General features: G+C 34.9%; 15 protein-coding genes and 1 pseudogene. 10 read left to right on the forward strand and 6 right to left on the reverse strand.

Annotated elements, in window-relative coordinates; translation table 11 throughout:
• Positions 1-419 precede the first annotated feature (419 nt).
• Positions 420-1,652, reverse strand: a complete 1,233-nt coding sequence (locus IPK35_10945; protein MBK8053758.1) for a transposase — start codon at positions 1,650-1,652, stop codon at positions 420-422.
• Between the two features lie 194 nt (positions 1,653-1,846).
• On the opposite strand from IPK35_10945, the gene IPK35_10950 reads away from it, so the two are divergent.
• A complete protein-coding gene (locus IPK35_10950) occupies positions 1,847-2,227 on the forward strand; it encodes a hypothetical protein (GenBank protein MBK8053759.1) in 381 nt (126 codons plus the stop codon).
• A gap of 568 nt (positions 2,228-2,795) precedes the next feature.
• Here the strand turns inward: IPK35_10950 and IPK35_10955 are convergent.
• The 4 genes from IPK35_10955 to IPK35_10970 are packed head-to-tail and all read right to left on the reverse strand — an operon-like array spanning position 2,796 to position 6,775.
• A complete protein-coding gene (locus IPK35_10955; GenBank protein ID MBK8053760.1) occupies positions 2,796-3,056 on the reverse strand; it encodes a hypothetical protein in 261 nt (86 codons plus the stop codon).
• A 20-nt stretch (positions 3,057-3,076) separates the two neighbouring features.
• Positions 3,077-4,018: an aspartyl protease family protein gene (locus IPK35_10960; GenBank protein MBK8053761.1), complete on the reverse strand. Its 942-nt coding sequence runs from the start codon at positions 4,016-4,018 to the stop codon at positions 3,077-3,079.
• Between the two features lie 37 nt (positions 4,019-4,055).
• Positions 4,056-5,675: a helix-turn-helix domain-containing protein gene (locus IPK35_10965; GenBank protein MBK8053762.1), complete on the reverse strand. Its 1,620-nt coding sequence runs from the start codon at positions 5,673-5,675 to the stop codon at positions 4,056-4,058.
• Positions 5,672-6,775, reverse strand: a complete 1,104-nt coding sequence (locus IPK35_10970) for a hypothetical protein (GenBank protein MBK8053763.1) — start codon at positions 6,773-6,775, stop codon at positions 5,672-5,674. Before IPK35_10970 ends, IPK35_10965 begins: the two co-directional genes overlap by 4 nt.
• Positions 6,776-7,428: 653 nt before the next feature.
• On the opposite strand from IPK35_10970, the gene IPK35_10975 reads away from it, so the two are divergent.
• The 6 genes from IPK35_10975 to IPK35_11000 all read left to right on the forward strand — a co-directional run bounded on the left by IPK35_10975 (position 7,429) and on the right by IPK35_11000 (position 15,831).
• Positions 7,429-10,596: a SusC/RagA family TonB-linked outer membrane protein gene (locus IPK35_10975; protein MBK8053764.1), complete on the forward strand. Its 3,168-nt coding sequence runs from the start codon at positions 7,429-7,431 to the stop codon at positions 10,594-10,596.
• A gap of 11 nt (positions 10,597-10,607) precedes the next feature.
• Positions 10,608-12,269: a SusD/RagB family nutrient-binding outer membrane lipoprotein gene (locus IPK35_10980; GenBank protein ID MBK8053765.1), complete on the forward strand. Its 1,662-nt coding sequence runs from the start codon at positions 10,608-10,610 to the stop codon at positions 12,267-12,269.
• Positions 12,270-12,293: 24 nt separating this feature from the next.
• Positions 12,294-13,160, forward strand: a complete 867-nt coding sequence (locus IPK35_10985) for a hypothetical protein (protein ID MBK8053766.1) — start codon at positions 12,294-12,296, stop codon at positions 13,158-13,160.
• An 816-nt stretch (positions 13,161-13,976) separates the two neighbouring features.
• The gene (locus IPK35_10990) at positions 13,977-14,477 is read left to right on the forward strand and encodes a hypothetical protein (GenBank protein MBK8053767.1); all 501 of its coding nucleotides are present in this window, start codon (positions 13,977-13,979) and stop codon (positions 14,475-14,477) included.
• Between the two features lie 50 nt (positions 14,478-14,527).
• Positions 14,528-15,022 (forward strand): AraC family transcriptional regulator, encoded by a 495-nt coding sequence (locus IPK35_10995; GenBank protein MBK8053768.1) that lies wholly within the window; start codon positions 14,528-14,530, stop codon positions 15,020-15,022.
• 197 nt (positions 15,023-15,219) lie between these two features.
• Positions 15,220-15,831 carry a Crp/Fnr family transcriptional regulator gene (locus tag IPK35_11000; protein MBK8053769.1) on the forward strand — a complete coding sequence of 204 codons (612 nt, stop codon included), beginning with the start codon at positions 15,220-15,222 and terminating at the stop codon, positions 15,829-15,831.
• A 455-nt stretch (positions 15,832-16,286) separates the two neighbouring features.
• Here the strand turns inward: IPK35_11000 and IPK35_11005 are convergent, their stop codons facing one another.
• Positions 16,287-16,973 (reverse strand): hypothetical protein, encoded by a 687-nt coding sequence (locus IPK35_11005; protein MBK8053770.1) that lies wholly within the window; start codon positions 16,971-16,973, stop codon positions 16,287-16,289.
• A 246-nt stretch (positions 16,974-17,219) separates the two neighbouring features.
• Between IPK35_11005 and IPK35_11010 the strand changes: the two genes are divergently transcribed.
• The 3 genes and pseudogenes from IPK35_11010 to IPK35_11020 all read left to right on the forward strand — a co-directional run bounded on the left by IPK35_11010 (position 17,220) and on the right by IPK35_11020 (position 20,623).
• Entirely contained in the window at positions 17,220-18,017 is a 798-nt protein-coding gene (locus IPK35_11010; protein MBK8053771.1) for a hypothetical protein, read from the forward strand.
• A pseudogene (locus IPK35_11015) lies at positions 18,014-19,357 on the forward strand (AAA family ATPase). The gene IPK35_11010 and the pseudogene IPK35_11015 overlap by 4 nt, the downstream one beginning before the upstream one ends.
• A complete protein-coding gene (locus IPK35_11020) occupies positions 19,358-20,623 on the forward strand; it encodes a tetratricopeptide repeat protein (protein MBK8053772.1) in 1,266 nt (421 codons plus the stop codon).
• Position 20,624: the final 1 nt, after the last annotated feature.

Genomic DNA, 20,624 nt, shown 5'->3' on the forward strand with positions numbered 1-20,624 from the left:
TGATAACCTAATAAAGCCTGTTGACTATTTGATGAAAGATATTGAGTACTTCACTTAGAAATGAAAGGACTTTGAAATGGAATTTGAATATACATTGAATTATTTGGGTTACTTCTGTAGGATACTTGACATGGTTGTCTTACAAGATTGTATTTGTAACTACTGATTTTTTTCATGTTTGATTTGTTCATTGGTACTGACTTTGAAAGGTGTTTTTTGGACAATTGACAAAATGATACCACGATTTTTGCCTATCATAAAACATTGAAAAACAATAATATAAACTAATGTTAAAAAATATTTTATTTTCTGCTTCAAATCTTCTTGTATTTAATATTGGATACTTTTATCTTTGCATAGATTATTGAAAAGTCAGTGATTAAATATATTACTTTTTAAACAATACTCCGATAACAAATTTAAGCTGCGACTTTCCCAAAATCTAATATTTTGCGTTTTAATTCATTATTTTTTTGCAACTCTGGTTCAATACCATAGTTGATAAATATTCTTTCCAGCAGAAATTGATTAAATAACTCTGTTTTGATATCTTGAATGGAGCAACTGCAGGGCTGATCTTTTTCTATGCCTTGCCGTATGATTGCTTTAGCTACATTGACTGCCGTCATGGCATAATTTACATGATTATGGATTTTCTCCACTGACCTTGCCTGACAGTTGTCCAATCCGGTAAACTGTTTGCCGTCTCTGAATATAAATTCCATTTGAAATCTGGCTTTGTAATATCTGACTATGTCGATGGAATCCCTAGACGTGTTGGTGCTAAAATAAAGAATGGTGTTTGTAACTTCACCTTTCTCATTTAAATATTCTGTATAGGCCACTTTGATATTTATCTTTAGACTTATGGAATACACCACTGCTTCGTATATAACCTTGCTCCCATCATCAACTGTCTTTTTGAATACACTCTTATCTATATTTTTGAGATCTACTTTGCATGAGTATTTCTTAGGGCGACCTCTTCCTTCCATCTTCGGACCATTGTAAAGATACTTTAAGTTTGCATCGGGGCGTAATCTACAGATCACTTCTAACCCCAATTTGGTCATTGATCCTACAAATTTTTGTTTGTTAAACCAACCATCTACTACTAGGATTTCACTATGTTTCTTTATTGTATTAATCCTTTCGACAAATATCTTACAATAGTGTTTGATCAGACCAGTTTCTGCATCTTCTTTCTTCACCGGTGGTGTCTGTACGGCATCAAGATGATAGGCTGTATTTTGCTTGACATCTATGATGGCCAAGCATCCAAATTCCATACCTCGCTTGATCATGCCTGCTACACCAGAGTAAAAATAGCCTACATTAGGTGTATGTTTCCCACTCTTTGAAAGATATGAAGGATCAAACCCCACTATCAATTCATCGCCACATTGTTGGGTGATAAATAAAGAATTGATTGATACAAAATCAAATGCCTTCTTGAACATGTTGCGAAACCTCACTTCAGGCGACGAACTATATCTTCCCATCTGAGTAAAATTGATTTTTCCTTTGATGGTAAGAAATAACATGGTTACTTCCATAAAAAATACTTTCTGCCATTTGTTGATGCCAACCATTTTATCTAATATTGTACCTATAAGGCTTTTGCCGGAAGTAAATGCGTCTTGTGTAATCATTTTTGTGAGAGATTGTGATTACAGGTTGGCTCAAGGGCCAATTTACGCATTTACTTTTTATATATATTTTTTATCCTAATGTATTTTAAAAGTTATCGGAGTATTGTTAAATATAGATGTTTAATATAGCAATAAATATTGATACGAACATTAGAGTTTTATTTTATTTTTTAATTATTTTAATTTTTTTTATTATGAATTCTAATGTTAGAAGAAAGTCCACAGCTTTGGATGTGGCAAGATCCAGATGTCAGGGTTTGTCAAGTCAGGACCCTCAAATGGATCTCGGAAACGGACTGGGTGTCCAGTCGTATCAGTCTTCAATTGCTGCTGTGGAGGTACAGTTGTTGAAAGTCAACAACAAAGCGGCTGACCTCCAGGCTGAACGAGCTCTTTTGCGAGAAATGGAAAAGGAGTTGAGAGATCTCAACGATCGATTCATGAAAGCAACAGCGGCAAAGTTTGGAACAAGCAGCTATGAGTACATGGCCATTGGTGGTGTACGAAAAATGGACAGAAAAAGGCGTACATCATTTGTACCACCTTCTCCTGTTTCAAATCATGACACTCAATAGGCAGTCGCCAAACTTTTTCTATTGAGTTGTCAATGCATCTAAGGCCTCTTCTTCTAGGAGAGGCCTTTTTATTTTTGTCAAACAACAAGTGGTATACCAAAACTGATATACATTGTTATTTAGTTAAAATAGATCTATTATTCGAGTTGATGTTGCATGGTTTCAGGTATGCATGAAATTCTTTAGGATCCTTAAGTTGAGTTGTTTGTCATTACACATTGTGAAATGATGGAACAAATTTAGATAATATAAATATTAAATATTTATATTTTATGAAAAAAAATTCATGTTTTGAGATTTATTTGTTGATGAAGTATAAAATTTACATTTGATGGACGTTTTTCGATCCGATATCTATTTTTTTGAAAATTAAGGCTTTTTATGAGGATAAGAAGCCTGCCTTATCAATCTTTGATAGTAACTTTGGATGATTTTGTTTAAATCGAACCAGTTCATATTGTAAATAAAGCCTTGGCCAAAGTACTTTCTTGACATCGCTGAAGGTCGTTGTTACATTTTTAATGTCAAATCTTTCTTTTTAGATAGATATTATTGCCAAAAGAAGAATCTACGTTCTAAAAAAGAGTGAATTATATTTTTTTGGGTCAGCCCTATCTTCCCTATGTCGCTTGACCTTAATGAATTGTAGTTTCCCGTTGTTTGAAAATTCAATCCACAGGTATTTTTTTCGCAGTTCGTTATGTATAACTTCATGAATTTCACACTGATTTAAACTGCTAAATCGACGACCATTGATACTCAATATTTCTGCACCTGAATATAGTCCTTTTCTTGCCACAGGTGTGTTTTCCCACACGACAGATGCCATGAGTTTATTATTTTCTGAGATCAACTCAAATCAAAAAAAGCTTTAGGTGTAAATGTAACCAATGGATATTTTACAAAACTGTACATTGAGTTGATATAATCAATTGTCAAGACTCCATAATTAAGAACTTCTCTCCCAAGTCTGGACTTTGCCTGAGTACTTTCAATTATAACCTGAGATATTGGCGTATTTGAGATGGTAATAGAACTATTGATACGCAAGAGATCTTCTACTATTCCTGTACCAAAAATACCTTGTCCGGCAGATCCCTTTCCATAAGAATAAGAATGATTCTGCCTTTTGATTAGCTTTTTAGCTGTTCCATAATTCATGTCATAAAAACTGTTTTTACCTGAATCAAAATGAACGGTATCTTTAAAATTATCGCCAAAATCTACTTCAAAAAAAGCATTGCTTTGATAGTCAAGGAAGACTGGTTTGGGATAAACCATGCCGATTTGGTTGATCATGTCACGATCATTGGTAAGGCTTACACTTTTATGTTTAATATCAAATTTCACTACAAAAAAGCGTGCTACATTACTACCTATAATGCCTTCTATGCCCAGACAACCTATAGGTGAATTTTTAAAATCAATCACTAAAGCGGGTATCTTGACAATCTTAATTTGTCCTAAGGTGAAAGTGTCCAATTCTACTATTATTACAGTATCTTTTCTGTCAGTAGCGTCGAAAATCGGAACCTTGTGAATAATTTTATAATTGTTTTTTGCCTGAATTTCTTTTGAGATTGAAAGTGGTGCACCGGTATCAAAAATGAATTTGTACACATCATTTTTTAACAGCACATTATCATCAATTTCTTTTTCTGTATCAGCATACTTAATTTTATGAGTAATATTTTGAGAAAGCAACTTTCCCTGATTAATAATACTTTCCTGTGAGTACAACTTATTAACAGAAAATAAGATAATGATCAATCCGTATTTTAAACGCATCATAGATTAGATTATATGTTTTTATAATTAAACTTACTACTTAACTCATTGAAGCTCTATCTCTCTCTAAACGTGCTACATATTCCAAAGGAGTACATTGAAAATACTGTCTGAATGTTTTATAAAAAGTCACCTTATTGTTAAATCCTGATTCAAAACCTATCTGGGAAATGGTTTTAGGGCACTTTGGTATGGACAATAGATCCGCAGCATGATAAATTCTGTACCTGTTGACCCATTCAAAAAAGTTTAGGTTATAATTTTCATTGATCACCTGAGAAACCTGATTTCTATGTAAACCGACCTGGTCAGCAACATCTTGCAACCTCAACTCCTCGCGTTGATATAGCTGATGTTCTGTCATTAATTTTTCAAGCTTTAATTTGATTGAGTTGGCAGCGGATGTTGTCAAAGTGGAAGTTTTATATTTTATAAAAGCCGGGTCAGGCTCCTCATTATGTAAAATATCCGTTAATTGATCGTTTTTGGGGATCATGTTTGAAAGGACTGATTTGAAAGGGTGAGCAAAAGACAGATATTTTGATTCTAAAAACCCCATAGTGGAGACCCCTATGATACCCATGGCCATTATGGCACTTATTGCATAGTCCCAATCCCTGTTAAATCCATCCGAAAATGTGCAAATATAATACACTACATTAGCCAGAATAAAAACACCAAAAAATCCAAAAAGGTACTGCATCCAGATTTTTACATTTTGATCTACCATCCAGTCACCGTTGATTATGATTGCAGAAAGTGTAAAATACAAGCCTAAACTTATTAGTTTTAAAGGCATGTTTTGAAAAATGGATACCAGAAATCCGGAACCATTTCCACTATATGCCAACTGAAAAAACAGTCCGTTCAACGCAAAGATTACTGTGCAAAAGATAAAGGGAAAAAAGTGCAGAATAATATTTCCAATAGAGATGTTGAATCCTGTAATGTTTTTTATATAAAAATAAAAAATGGGCCCAATCAAAAAATAAAGTGGGTGCCACCATTCATTCAAATAAGGAAATGTCCAGTGAAATTTTGTCCAATACAATACATAAGACGTCATGATAATAGAAAAATTAAGTACAAAAAAGCTCAACCATTTCAATTGTGTCCATCGAATGCTCTTAATCAAAAATAATATTCCCACAAAATACCCCAGAAAACAAATCACTGAAATGATAAAAGTAAAATAATCAAAAGATGGTCTGGAGTTGTGATACATCGCCATGGCTTCAGTATTTCTCATTCTCAATTCCCTGATTTCAGCTACCTCCATTACATTAAAAAGCTCGATTTTCTTAGAAATGGCTTTTAGAATATTCACCGCTTTTTGATCTTCCCGGAGTATAGCATGTGATCTCACTTTCAGTATATTGATTACAATTGGATATTCATAACCTTTTACTTGAGCCATTTTGATGTAATTCAAAGCCAAACTTCCATCTTTTAGCTTCAGTGCACATCTGCACGCTTCGATAAATGTTTGCGCAGTTGCAGAAGTATCAATGTAAGCTATTTTTTCTTTAATTTCTGTACAACCTAGCTTTTGGTGATATGCCCAGTCAATAGTATCTATAGGTGACTGACATATGATCTCTCTGAAAGTCGAAAAAAGGACAATTAACAAAATTATTTTAGATACAAACGGTTTTTTCATTTTAAGATGATCACTTTTTGAGTCAATTTTATATTGTTTGGCAGAATGGTATATGCTAAATAGAGTCCGCTATTCAGTCCTGACAGATCTAGCATGTCATGGTGCGTAAAATCGTGAGTTTTAACCAAAATTCCACTGTAATCAAAAATATTGACAACTGATACTTTATCAACCTTTGACGATACAATATAATTATTTTCTTTTACAAATTGTAAAAAATCGATAAAAGTTCTTTCGGTACTATCGTTGATATTTAATATTATTGATTCTCTGAAAACCACAGCATTAGGATTCAGCAAATTATTGCTTCCAGCTTCCACAAGAGTTTTTTTGAAAATACCGTTTTTATCGTACATTTTTACTCCTGAAACGTAGCCAACGATTATACAGCCGTCATTGTTAATTTGGATACCTTCACATTGTGCTAAACCGGTTATCAGCGTTTTAACCAAAGTGCCGTTTTGATCGTATATCAATACTCTTCCACTATTGTAATCAAGTACTATTAATTGGCCTGTTCCATTAAATTGAATATTAGTAGGGCCAAATAGACCTGAACTTATAAATTTACCTTTGCTTTTTCCATCCTTATCAAATTTTTCGATATATCTGCCACTGAAGGAAGATACATATAATTCTCCGTTTTTATCCCAATCAAAGCCAATACTTCTTGGTACTCCTGTCTGAGTAGCATCTCCTGCAAAGTTTCCATCAAGGTCAAATTTTTTAACCTTGCCGTCCCCAAACCATTGCAGCACAAATATAAATCCATCTTTACTTATGCGCATGCGTGTGGGTCCTTCTATGCCTGAAGCAAATCTACGGATATGTCCTCCTGTTTTTGCATCAAAAGCTTCAATTGAATTTGATGATAAATTTGAAACTAATACCTGATTTTTGTTGGGAAGGAACAAAATATCCTGTGGCCAACTCAATTGATCTTTAATAAATACCTCACCAACATCTGAATTATCTGTAAAACGCATAATCTGATAAGGTCCTTGCTGAAAATTGCCGGCATCGCTGACATAAAATACATTTTGTCCCAATGAGTTGAGATTTGCAGTCATTATGACTATCGTAAAGACTAACATTTTCATATTCATAATTTTAATATTTAATTTTCATACAAAGATTAGGCATTGATAAATTAAGAAGGTAAATAGGTGTAATGATTTACTTGATTTGATCATGTACCTTATCAAAGTGAAAATTTATGGGTGTATTTCATTTTTTCATTCAATTGCTGTTGAATTCATTTTGTCCCTGCCAATTAGGCATGGGTTGAGGTAAATTAAGAATCTTTTTTGCAACATAATGATCTTTATTGGTTAGTTATAAAATTTGCAGAATTTGGCAATCTAAACTTGTCTTATGACAATAAATATATTCAATTTTAACATTTTGATAATTTCAATTTGAAATCTTGGAAATGCAATCCATATAAGAGTTCTGGTTGCATATTAAGATTTGTAAGATCTGTTATAAATTACATAAAAGATATATAATCTATCTATTAAATATATAAATATATTTTATACATAGGCAAATCTTTGATTTTACATCGTTATTTGTGTTGTAGAATACTACCATTTTTATTCATTATTTTTGATTTTCTCTAAGAAAGTTGTCATTTGGCAATAAAATATTTTTAAAGCAGCTTTTTATAGTTAAATGAAGTTAAGCATTCGATAGCAATAGGTAGACATTATTTCCTAATGCAATTTTTTTAATCAATGTTTAATTTTTTATTATGAAACAACGTTTATTAATTTTTTTGTTGTTTTTCTTCTTCATTGGATGGGTGCATGGTCAGAAAGTGATTTCCGGCAGAGTGACCGATCTTGGAGGAATCCCGCTTATTGGAGCTAATATTACCGTAAAACAATCTTCTGGTATTGGCACCATCAGCGATGTAGATGGCAACTACTCTTTGTCAGTTCCATCTGAAGGCTCAGTTTTGATTTTCAGTTACACCGGCTATGAAACAAAAGAGGTACTAGTGGGTTCCATGACTACTCTAAACGTTTCACTGAATGAAGGAAAATTGTTAGAAGAAGTGGTAGTGACTGCTTTGGGCATAGCAAGAAAAGACAAAGCCCTGGGCTATTCCGTTTCTCAGGTAGAATCAGCTGCTCTCAAGGAGAAGGCGGAGCCTGATCTTCTTAAAACACTTCAAGGTCGTGTACCAGGTGTAGATATCCGAACGTCTCAGGGTGCGCCAGGAGCGGCTACCAGAATTCAAATCAGAGGAAATTCATCATTTGGACTTGAAACACAACCGCTATTTGTGGTGGATGGTATTCCATACAGCAATGTTCAGGTAACCACATCATCTCAGACTTCAGGAGGTGCGGCATATGGCTCAGGGATATCCGGTCTGGACCCAAATGATATTGAGAGTTTTAATGTACTGAAAGGCGCTGCTGCTGCTGCCATTTATGGATCCCGAGGCTCTCGCGGAGTGATACTCATCACAACAAAGAGTGGAAGTTCCAAAAAAAGGGAAGGATTTAAAGTAAATCACAGGACATCTATCGGTACTGAAAACATTAATAATCTGCCTGATTATCAAAACTCATATGGTGCTGGTGTCAACTTTGCATATGCCAATGCAAACGGAACCTGGGGCCCAAAATTCGGAACAATCGATTCTATACCTGCCTGGCCTGAATATCTTGCGGCCTATCCTCAATTGTTTTCAAGTACCGGACAAACACCATTCAGGGCATATCCGGACAATGTAAAAGAACTCTTCAGGACAGGATATGTCAGAGAGAATTCAGTCAGCATCGAAGGAGGCACTGGTGCTACATCATTCAGCCTTACTGCGAGTAATCTTAATCACAGTGGATATATTGAAAATAGTCATTACAAGAGAAATAATATTGGGGTAGGGGGTACCACCACTTTGTGGAAAGGTGTCACCTTGGGAGGTAATCTTAGTTTTATGAAAGGTGAGCAATTAGGTGGATTTTATGGTGAAAATCAGGTTGGAGGTGCATCCAGTCAGTTTGCAAGGTCTCTCTTTTTGGCCAGAAACTGGGATTTATCCCTTCCTTACCAGGATGCAGCCGGCAGACCTCTGATCCCAAATGGTGGTGCGCAATTTGACAACCCACATTGGGCAGCTTATAATAATATAGCAACCAGTATTGATGAGCGGGTCATATCTGTCGGTCGACTAAAAATCGACATACTTAAAAATCTGGTATTTAACTATAACCTTGGTAATAATGTGTACAGGCTCAACAGAACGGAACGAACTCAGGAATTTTCAAGAGCTGCTGACGGTCTGGGTCGAATTATTGATCATAAGTACAGTATCCAGGAACTAGAGTCAACGGCTACACTTTCTTACAACTCAAAACTGACCGATGATTTTGACATTTCGGCTAGTGTAGGACAAAACATGAATACCAGAAATATTACAGATGCACAAAATACCGGCCTGGATTTTATAGTACCGGGAATTTACAATCTAAAAAATACCGCTTCACAATCTTTTGATACAGATGATAGAATAAAAAGAAGCTTAATCGGAGTTTTCGGTGAATTACAATTAGGATATAGAAACTTAGCTTACTTAAATCTCGGTGGAAGAAATGATTGGTCTTCCACATTGCCGATAGAAAACAGGTCTTATTTTTATCCTACTGTGTCAGGAAGTTTAATCATATCTGAATTAATTCCATCTAACTTTTTAAGTTATGCTAAAGTAAGAGCAGGGTGGGCCAAAGTTGGAAATGATGCACCACCTTATCGAACACAAGATGTTTTTGTGCTGGATCAGAACTTTAAGGGAGCGCCAAGAATTACGAGATCACTCAATACCAATGACCCGAATTTGTCTCCTGAATTTACCACAGAACTTGAACTCGGTGCTGATATAAAATTTTGGAAAGACAGATTTTCCATCGATTTTACATGGTATGACAAAAAAACTACAGATTTAATATACAATATTTCAGTACCTAATTCTACTGGGTTTAATACATTTACAACAAATGTAGGAGAAATAAGCAATAAAGGAGTAGAGATAGGGGTTAATGCAACTCCTTTGCTGACAAAGGATTTGGAATGGAATATTGGGGTAACCTTTACTAAAAACAAAAACCTGGTTGTATCTTTGGTAGAAGGGGTAGATCGGGTTCAGCTGAGTGGAGTGTTAACAGGAATTTCTCCTTATCTGGAACCAGGACTTCCTTTTGGCTATCTCAGAGGAACTAAAGTGGTGCGCGATGCAGAGGGTATACCTTTGATCCATCCTAACACGGGTGGTATGATTGTTTCGCCTACTCAAAGTATGGTAGGTGATCCCAACCCTGATTTTAAAATGGGAGTGTCCACAGAAATAAAGTTTAAAAACTTTTTCCTAAATGGACTATTTGATATGACAAAGGGTGGAGATATTTATTCTGTGACTATATCAAGTCTTTTGGGTAGGGGTGTTACCAAAGATACTGAAGACAGAGAGCATGGTGTCATCCTGCCGGGAAATTATGCCAACCCTGCTAGTTTGCAATCAGGATTACCTTTATTAGTTGATGGAAAACCGGTTGCCAATCAAATTCCTATCACCATGAATGATTTATATTTTTCACCAAATACAAATTTTGGAGCTACTTATGCCATCAATACTGCAACAGAATTGAATATATTTGATGGTACGGTGTACAGATTGAGAGAAGTCACATTAGGATACAATATTCCGGCTTCTATTTTTGGAATGAAATATTTTAAGGGCGGGACTCTTTCAGTTTCCGGCAGGAACTTATTTTTTATTGCACCGAATTTTCCTAAACATACCAATTTTGACCCGGAAGTCAACTCATTTGGAGCTACAACCACTCAAGGTATTGAATTATCGGCAGCACCTTCTACAAAGAGATATGCTGTCAATTTAAGTATTAACTTTTAAATCATATTTAGATGAAAAATATATTTTTTATAATAGCATACATTACAGTTTTCGCATCATGCAGCGATTTTTTGGATGTAAACCAGAATCCTAATGATCCTACAAAAGCACCACTATCAAGTTTACTAACTTCAAGTGAAAAAAATATTGCAGATGGTTTGTGTATCGGTTCAGGTAATAATGGTGGCATCGGTACAGAACTGGCAACATATGTCCACCAGCAAACAGCACGAGCCAATTCTGATCAGTATAATGTGGATGGTAATAGCTTTTGGATAAATGCCTTATGGGTAGAGTACTTTCAGGAAGGATTGGCCGATCTTGATGTTATGATCAATCAAGGAAATGAAGTAAAAGCATTGACATATGCAGGAGTGGGAAAGATATTAAAAGCATATGCTTTCAGCCAGTTGGTAGATGTCTTTGGAGATGTACCGTTCTCTGAATTCAACAATTTTAAAGTCACCGCATCACCAAAATTTGATGATGATGCTGAAATTTACCCTAAATTGCTGAAATTACTTGACGATGGTATTGCAGACATTGACAATGATAAATCGGCGGCAACACTTAAGCCTGGTAAGGATGATCTGATCTATGGAGGAAACGCTATAAGGTGGAAAAAAGCTGCGAATACGATCAAGCTTAAATTGCTGAATCAAATGCGAAAGGTAAAAGATGTAAAAAATGATGTTTCACTACTTTTGTCAAAACCTGAGAGTCTTATCAATAGTGAAGCAGAGAGTTTTCTGATGCCTTATGGAAATCTAGCAGCAACAGACGACAGGCATCCAGGTTTTGGAGACTACACAGCGACCCAAAGAGGGAATCATGTGAGTCCCTGGTTTTATGAAATCCTCAAAGGATACAACAAATTTGTTTACACAGGAATTGTCGATCCAAGGTTGCCTTATTATGTGTATAACCAAATGACTCCAACCAGCGCCACGCCCAACCCTCCTGAATACCGGGATGGAGCTTTCCTGTCCATATTTTTTGGTTCAGTAGGTAAGGATCGTGATCACAATCAGCAAAATGCAATCAGCTTGTTTGGGATATACCCCGTAGGCGGAAGATATGATGATGGTGCGGGTGGTACAGCTAATGCGGGTAGCGGCACAGGAGCTGCTCCTTACAGGTTTATTACATATGCAGACAGGCTATATATTGAGGCTGAGCTCGTACAGGAAGGTGTTTTTGCAGGCGATGTCAATGATTTGTTTAAAAAAGCTGTCACTGCTTCTATTGCCCAGGTGGATTACGTGGTGACTACTTTTGTAAAACCTACTCAAACTGTTCCAAAGCTTGTGGGAACAGCCAATGCAACCACATATATTACTAAGGTAACAGATCTGTTTCAGAGTGCACCTTCAGCCAAAAAACTGGAGTATATCATGACGCAAAAATGGCTTTCAAATGTAGGAAGTACTGTTGATCAGTTCACGGATATAAGACGTACAGGGTTTCCGGTATTGTTTGATCCAAAGAACACTGAGATGGCACCTGGCGGTATAGTAAAAAGCAATGTTCCAAATTCTACCATAGCCATTGCTGTCCAGCTTAATAATACATATCCTGTTTCTTTACCATGGCCAACCAATGAGCTCGATCGCAATAGAAATGCCCCGACTCAAAAAAGCCCTTCAACTTTTAAAGTCTTTTGGCAAAAATAATATTAATTTCAAAATTTAATAAAAATGAAAAGTATTCAAATATTAGTTTTAACGCTCTTAATAATATCATTTTCCTGTACAAAAGAAACCAATGGCAACCTGCCTGATGGCATCAGAGAAATAAATATACCATTGATACTTAAAGAAGCAGGAAGTACTCAAAACATTGATTTCACTAATGCAGGTAACTTTGTGGGGAAATTGACCGCGGACCTTTATTTTAAAGATGGTCCAAAGCCTGAAAAAGCTGACATCGTTGCCATAAAGAACGGGGTAAAAACAGCCGTAAAAGTTCTGCAGGCAAATGTCACTAGTTTTCCGACATCGGTGAGCTTAAATAAATCATTGTTGGAAACAAGTTTTGGTCAGCCACTAAAGTTGGGCGATTCATATTCTATCGGTATGGACATATATCATAACGGCATTAAATATGAAGCGTTTCCAGTGACTGGTATAGCTTATGGAACAAATATTCTTAACCTGACAGGGTCTAGTACAGTACTAAAGTATGATGTAGTATGCCCGTTTAATATTGACAACTTTGTTGGAGACTTTGAAGTGACTACTGACGATTGGGAAGATTACCCCGTAGGTACTGTCATCAAAGTAGCGAAAGTAAGTGCCACTTCAGTTTCATTCAATTATAATTGCGGAAGTAGTGCTAAACCTATAGTATTGACTATCAACGGTACTACGGGTGCAGTCAGCGGACCCAATACGCAATATTGCAGCTATAATATTCCTCCAGTCCTCAAGTTTTTTGGTGATGTAGTTGAAGGCGCAAAAAGCTATGTCGATAATTGTACAAAAACAATCTATGTACGTATCCTTCACACTGATGAACTCAATAGAAATTTTGGAGAAGGGAATCTTGTTTTGAAGAAAAAATGATGATGTGAGCAATATTACGTGATGAGTCTGTGATATCAGTTTATTGCTTCCAACCATTTTTGGAAATCTATCATTATCATAAAAATTCTTCGATTTATTATGGGTAGCAAAATATGACTTTTGCTACCCATTTTTAAGTTTAAGCTGATTCGTTTATATGGAAAAATGGAATAGCAGATAATTTTTTCAGGTTTGATCCTATAACAATTCTGAATTTTATTATCGATCTAAACAATAAGTCGCTAAAAAACCCTGGAACAAGGATGAATATTGGTACTAATTTTAACCATACTAAGGAGCAAGGTGAAATAATATATTGATTGTGTTAAAATTATTGATTTGGAATTAGACTCGAAATTTCAAATCTGAAGTTATCCTTTTTAATAAAATTTTAACTTATCAATACGCTTTAATTGTCATAAGACAATACAATACCAATATACAAAGTATTACCTTTGTTATGTTTCATAGCGTGTAAGATTTTTTGAAAATCTTCACCTAAAATTAGTTTTGTTAGAGTCTTGTCATTCCGGATGCAATTAAGAAAAAGTTCAGTATTTGCCGGATTGACAAGATATTTCAATTTAGGAACAAATATATTTGAATTTCTTTACCTACAAAACATTTTGGTTGTTATGTGCAGCTTTTTTAACATATTTTTGTCTTTATATTATGTTTGTTTAATTTTATCGACGCAAACGGACGTTATGTAGAATTTAGTATTTTTTTAACTGTTCGAACTACAATAAATTTCATATTTATTGCTTACTTTGATAAAATTTAGTTAAAAACAGTTAAATCTCACAAAGGTTAGTCTTGATGCAGCAAAACCATTTTCTTTTTACAATTTTTAGCTTGATAGGAGCATCACATTGTTTATTTCTGATAGCATTTTTAGGGAGAGATTATAAAAATCTTACGCTTTCAAATAAAATATTTTTAGGGATCTTATTTGTTTATGCAGTCCGTATGACAAAATGGATAGGTTTATATTTACCATCTTCTCTATTTATCCCTTATAATAACTTTTGCTATAGTTTGCAGGCCATACTTGGTCCATTGATTTATTTTTATACGCTCTCTTTTACAAATGAATCATTTGCTTTTAGGCGAAAACACGTAATTTATTTAGCTCCTTTATTGATCTTGCAGTTTTTAGCTGTAAATGAAGAATATGCTAAATGGATGCAAGTAATGGAAGCTGTAGTTCCTTGCATCGCTTTGTATTGGATTATCTTTATTGGCCTTGCCATAAGGATGGTTCTCAAAAATAAATTATGGCTTGAAACTGCTGACAATTTTGACAAAACTGGATAGGGTCATTTTTACTTGGAAATTTCTTTTTGGCTATATCATACATAATCTACTTGCAATTTGAAGAAAATGGACAGAACCTTTTTGCAATCGCTTTTATGATTGTCAGTATTTTATCGAGTTTACTGTATTTACATTTTCAATATGACAAACCTAAAACGATAGTTCGGAATAAAAAATTTAATCCAGATATTGCAGTTAGATTGGCTCGTGATATTGATGATTTGATAGATCAGAAAGTCTTTTTGGATCCAGAGTTGACAATGCCAAAAATGGCAGAAATGCTTAATATTTCTACACACATGTTATCACAGAATATTAATAATTATTATGGACAAAATTTTTCTGATTTTATTAATTCTCACAGGCTCAAATACGCTGCCCGGAAGCTTGAAAATTCATCAGAACTGCATGTGAAGATTGCTGTCATAGCATATGAGTCGGGGTTTAATTCTCTTTCTTCTTTTAATTCTATCTTTAAGAAAACCTATAAAATAACTCCCAGCCAATATAGGGCTGAAGCTAAGAGTAATATTCACTTATCTTAAGGATTTTTTAACAACCAAACTTATAAAATAGGTATACCAAAATTATAATGGTGGTAGCTACCCACCATTTAATGCCGCATTTTTGTTATTCAGAATTAGATGATTTAAGTATAGAACATCTTGTAAATCATTATAATCCTTTACCGTGATATGCATTTACTCTTTTAATTTTACCTTAAATTTTAAATTATACCCTTATGATGTTATCAAAAATTGAATTGATAAGAAAAACGTATGACCCACTAAGCACGAATGAGTTATTGATGTATCATTTGCTTAAATCGCATACTGTTGTATCTTTTAAAAAGAATGATATCATTTTGAAAAAAAACCAAATCATGGATGCCTATTATATCATTGAATCCGGATACATGAGAAGTACAGTTGAAAATTTTGATAACGAAGAGGTTACAATTGAATTTTTCAAATCTGATGATATTGCCTTTGATGTTGTGTCCTTGTTCCAAAATACTCCAAGTCAAATTACTTTGGAAGCAATCACTGATGTAAGGTGTTTAAAACTTTCATTTAATGAGTTTTTAAACTTTTATCAGCAATATCCGGACTTTAGTGAGTGGGGACGAAATTGGATGACATCAGCATATTTAAAACTGAGAAAGCGAACTATAAGTATGGCCACACATACAGCCATGTATAGATATCTTGAATTCATTACAGAAATGCCTGAAATTCACAAGGATGTTCCATTAAAACATATTGCATCATTTCTAGGTGTCACTGATACTTCCTTAAGTAGATTGAGAAGAAGTAAAATGTTATATTCCGGAAACAGACAAAACCAGTTTTAAAAATTTAAATTTATTAGAAATATGTTCTATTTGATGTCAGGGCTAACGCTCCTCTTTATTTTTCATAAATGGATCTACGAATATTTCAGGACTAGGGGCTGTGTTAACAACTCATGCCAATCCCAGATATCTTCGTAGGGAAATAATTCAACATGCCGGTGTTGGGGCGTAGCTCTCACATCTTTTCTAAGCCTTACAAACTCACATTACGGAAACTGAAATCTTACTTTTGTCCAAAGTTATAATCACTTTTCTTTATATCAAAAGCTTTTTCTGAAACCTTCAAAGTCGTCCATGTTGTTTTTTTATCTTCTTCACGTCGTGAATTTTCATATTCCAGCATGATTCCGTTTTCAATTTTGAAGTATTTTCAGCATATGATGGGGGCGCAAACTTAGATGTATATTGAGTATAATGCTTTTGCCAGTTCACAGGAAAATCAGTAGACACATACATCACAAATTCTTCTTCATTTGTACTTCCTTTGTATTCTGCTGATTGGAAACCAGCAATTTTCTTCTTTTGCCTGTTTTTTCGATTTTAATATCCTGTTCCTTTCCATCTTTATCTGTTTTGACAGATCCGGCCAGTGCGGATGTCATCTTCATTACTGAAGGCACTACCTGACCTGTTTTTTCCCCCTTTTTGTCTGTTGTATATATGATCATTGCATCACGTGATATATCCATGACAATCAACTGCATTGCATCTTTTTGTTCCAAATATTCAATACCTATAATTGCATCACTCTTTGAATAATGCATTCTGATTTTATTGGATTTATTACTGTAATCTACAATTTCTACTTCCTGCGTTACATCAAATGTATATTTTTCGGGCAAATCCACAGCTTTATTCATACCGGCAAGAAATGCAGCATAAGACTCACCTGCTTTTTCCCAATCTACCGGCTTACCACCATTGATAGAATCCTGATACTTTTCTCTCATAAAAGAGTCGATCGCTTCGTCTATAGGCTTAAAGGCCCTTCTCGCGAGTTCTTCAGAGACGGCTTCTATAATCTTATTTTCTATTTTTCTTTCTAATTTCCTCTTGGCTTCATTCATGATGCCACCAAGAATCTGACCTTGTATTTGAAAATTCAGAAAAATAAATAAGCTTAAAATAATTAACCTTTTCATAATATGTGGTGTTAAATTGTTAAAATAGTTGATTAATATTTACCTTTGACGCCTTTCAAAATGACCGGATATTATATCAAAAGTGGTGAAAATTCGAAAAGTTTTGTTTTTATTTAACGGCATTGTTGGAAGTAAAAACCAAAATACAATTATTTAAATTTACATATAAATATAAATAGAATTTCGAATTCATTTGTTTAGAATAGCGTTGATTTATTTGGACTGCAAATTGATGAAAATATAGTGATGATGGTAGAATTACATATTGATGAAAAGGTACTGAAACAAAAGATTGAGGTATTGATGGAATACAGGCTTTTTCCATTATTATTTGATGAGAGTACATTGCCAAAAGAAGAAAAAAGAAAATTTTATGATAGACTAATTGATCTGCAATCTGCAATATATCTGCTTGATGCTCACCTTGAAGCAAACTGGGAAGTGGACGAACAGGTTTTGCAAAGTCATTGGTCCAATATTACAGATAAATTGTGTCAACTTGGTATAAAACAGGAAAATGCCGGAGCATATTTATCTCATATCAAAAAATATGAAAAGCATGAGTTGGAATTACGGAAAGGAAAGTCGCCTCTGCGTTTTGACCTTGAATATTTTTACTTCTACAAATCATGTGATGTAAAACTACTCAGAAGGCTGATATTTGAAAAGATGCATTTGGAGAAAACTTGCGGTGCTTTGGCAGATTGGAGATATTATGATTTGATCACAGAAGTGAATGATGATGTGGAGGACTTGATCGAAGACCTGCAATTTATCAACGGCAATAGATTTTTAATATCTTTGTTAAAATCGGGAAAGGAAAAAACTTATGAGGAGTATGCAGCATTTATGAACCAAATCATAGTAAAGGCCGAAACAAAATTGGACCATTCTCATTACAAACTGAAAAATGTGATATTCGAGGGCACAAATCAGCAGGTAATTGAGACACTCAAGCTTATGATCCAAACCATCGAAAATGTGGATGAAAAATTGTTGGATCAATCAAAACTTTTTTCACACTTACAAGAACAAAAAGTATGAATTACAATCAGGAAATAGAATCACTAAAGGAAGCCATAGAAAAATCTCCGGATAATTTGCCTCTACGCACGATGCTTGCTAATAAATACCTTCATTTTGGCAGACTTGAAGAATCTGAAACTGAATTTCAGATAGTATTGAACTATGATAGCAATCATGTTAAGGCCAAGGAAGGTCTTGCAGAAATTTATTTCAGAAGGGGAAAATACTCCGCTGTCATCGTCATATGTGAAGAGTTGATAGCACGCAATATGGCAAGTGAAAGAATCATGACCCTTTGTGCAAAGGCACTTGTGAGGGAAAACTCCATCGATCAGGCCCAGGATGTGTACGAAAAAATTTTAAATGCAAATCCTGAATTTGAAGACAAAGAACTGGATGAAAATCTTAGAATGCCAGCGTTTTCACTGGATAATGACGATTACGATCTCGATGAAATGTTTGGTGATGGGTTTGAAGGAATTCCGGAAGACAAAGATTTCTTTCTCGAAAAACCTGACATCTCATTTAAAGATGTAGGTGGTATGGATAGACTGAAGCAAGAGATAGACTTAAAAATCATCAAACCTTTGGAGCATGCTGATCTGTATGCTGCGTATGGCAAAAAAGTTGGGGGTGGACTACTGATGTATGGACCTCCTGGTTGCGGAAAAACATATATTGCAAAAGCGACTGCCGGAGAGATCAATGCCAATTTTATATCTGTGGGGATCAGTCAGATTTTGGATATGTGGCATGGTCGGAGCGAAAAAAATATGAACTACATCTTTGAAGTAGCAAGACGAAATACTCCATGTGTGTTGTTTTTTGATGAGGTAGATGTGCTTGGGGAAAGAAGATCAGATATGAAAGGGTCGTCAGGGCGACATGTCATTAATCAAATTTGGTCATAGCTGGATGGAGCTGATGCCAACAATGACGGTATTCTCGTGATTGGAGCAACCAATGCTCCGTGGCATCTCGATGCGGCATTCAGAAGGCCGGGAAGGTTTGACAGGATCATATTTGTTCCGCCACCTGATGATCTGAGTAAACAAAAAATTCTTGAAATTATTCTACAAAATAAACCCAAAGAGAGTATTGATTTTAAAAAAGTAATTGAATATACCAAAGGGTTTTCAGGTGCAGATCTCAATGCTTTGGTAGATATTGCCATAGAGCAAATCCTCATAGGAGCTATGAAAACTGGTTTTCCAACTCCGATCACAACACAAGATTTGATTTCAGCAGCAAAAAAACATCATGCAAGCACAAGGGATTGGTTCAATACGGCAAAAAACTATGCATTATTTGCCAATGAATCAGGTTTGTATGATGAAGTATTGAAATATATAAAATAAATGGATAATCTGGAATATCTAAAACAGGCATCCAATGCCGAATTGCTCATAGCGCAAGGAAAATATGATCATGCTGAATCTATCCTGACAAGGTTGATGACAGTAGAAATGAATGATTTTGATATATTGAGAATGATGACTGTAGTCAAAATCTCTCTTAAAAAATATAAAGAGGCTGAAGATCTTTGCAAAATCATGATATCAACCTTTCCGGACGAATCGTTTCCATTCTATTTATTAGCAAATGTATATTCCGTAGACAGAAAATTCAATCAAAGTCTGGAGTTGCTTGACACAGCTATTCGAATCGATCCGGACGGTACACATTACCATACTTTGAAAGCCCACATCTATATCCAACAAAATGAATTTATCAAAGCATTGGAATGTGCCAACAATGCTTTATCAATGGATGCTGAAGATAGTGATGCCTTAAATGCAAGAGCAACGGCGCTCGTAGGTCTCAACAGGAAGGATGAGGCATTTGAAACTATTGATAAAGCGCTTGAAACTGACCCTAATAATGCCGATACTCATGCTAATTTGGGATGGGGCCTGCTTCATAAAGGACATATCGAAAATGCTCTCAACCACTTCAAAATATCCTTGAGCATCAATCCTAATAATCTGTATGCTCAATCCGGAATGCAGGAGGCCATGAAAGCGAAATTCCCTGTTTATAAGTATTTCCTTATGATCATGTTGAGGATCAGTAATCTTACTGAAAACTATAAGTGGGGTTTTATAATCGGTGGATATCTTTTGTATAGATTCCTGATAAATATCGCTGAGAAAAACCCACAGCTGCAAGCATATGTAATTCCTGTTATTGTTCTTTTAGTTTTATTTTTTATATCCTCATGGATTTTTTCACCTCTGATGAATCTGTACCTGCTTACAAATCCATTTGGAAAATATACCCTTACGGATCATAAAAAATTCTCCGCCAGATTGGTGGGTGTCACGTTAGCGATTTGTTTGTTGTTTTTATTGGTGTATTTTATTGCACTGCCCAATGAAAGTGTTCTTTATGCTGCTTTGATTTCTTTTGTGTTGATGATACCCCTTGGGTCTATGTTCAATCCTTATCTCGAAGCAAACAGGAAAAAACTTACAACCTTTTCCATAGTGCTGGTTTCTGTAGCAGTAATAGACATCATGATGAGTCTTAGTAATGGAGTTTTTGGTAGCAGTATTTCGTTTTTGACAGCATTACTGTTTATAGGTTATCAGTTTTATGCAAATTATGTAATGATCAAAGAGTAGA

The organism is Saprospiraceae bacterium (assembly GCA_016713025.1).
Classification (GTDB): domain Bacteria; phylum Bacteroidota; class Bacteroidia; order Chitinophagales; family Saprospiraceae; genus OLB9.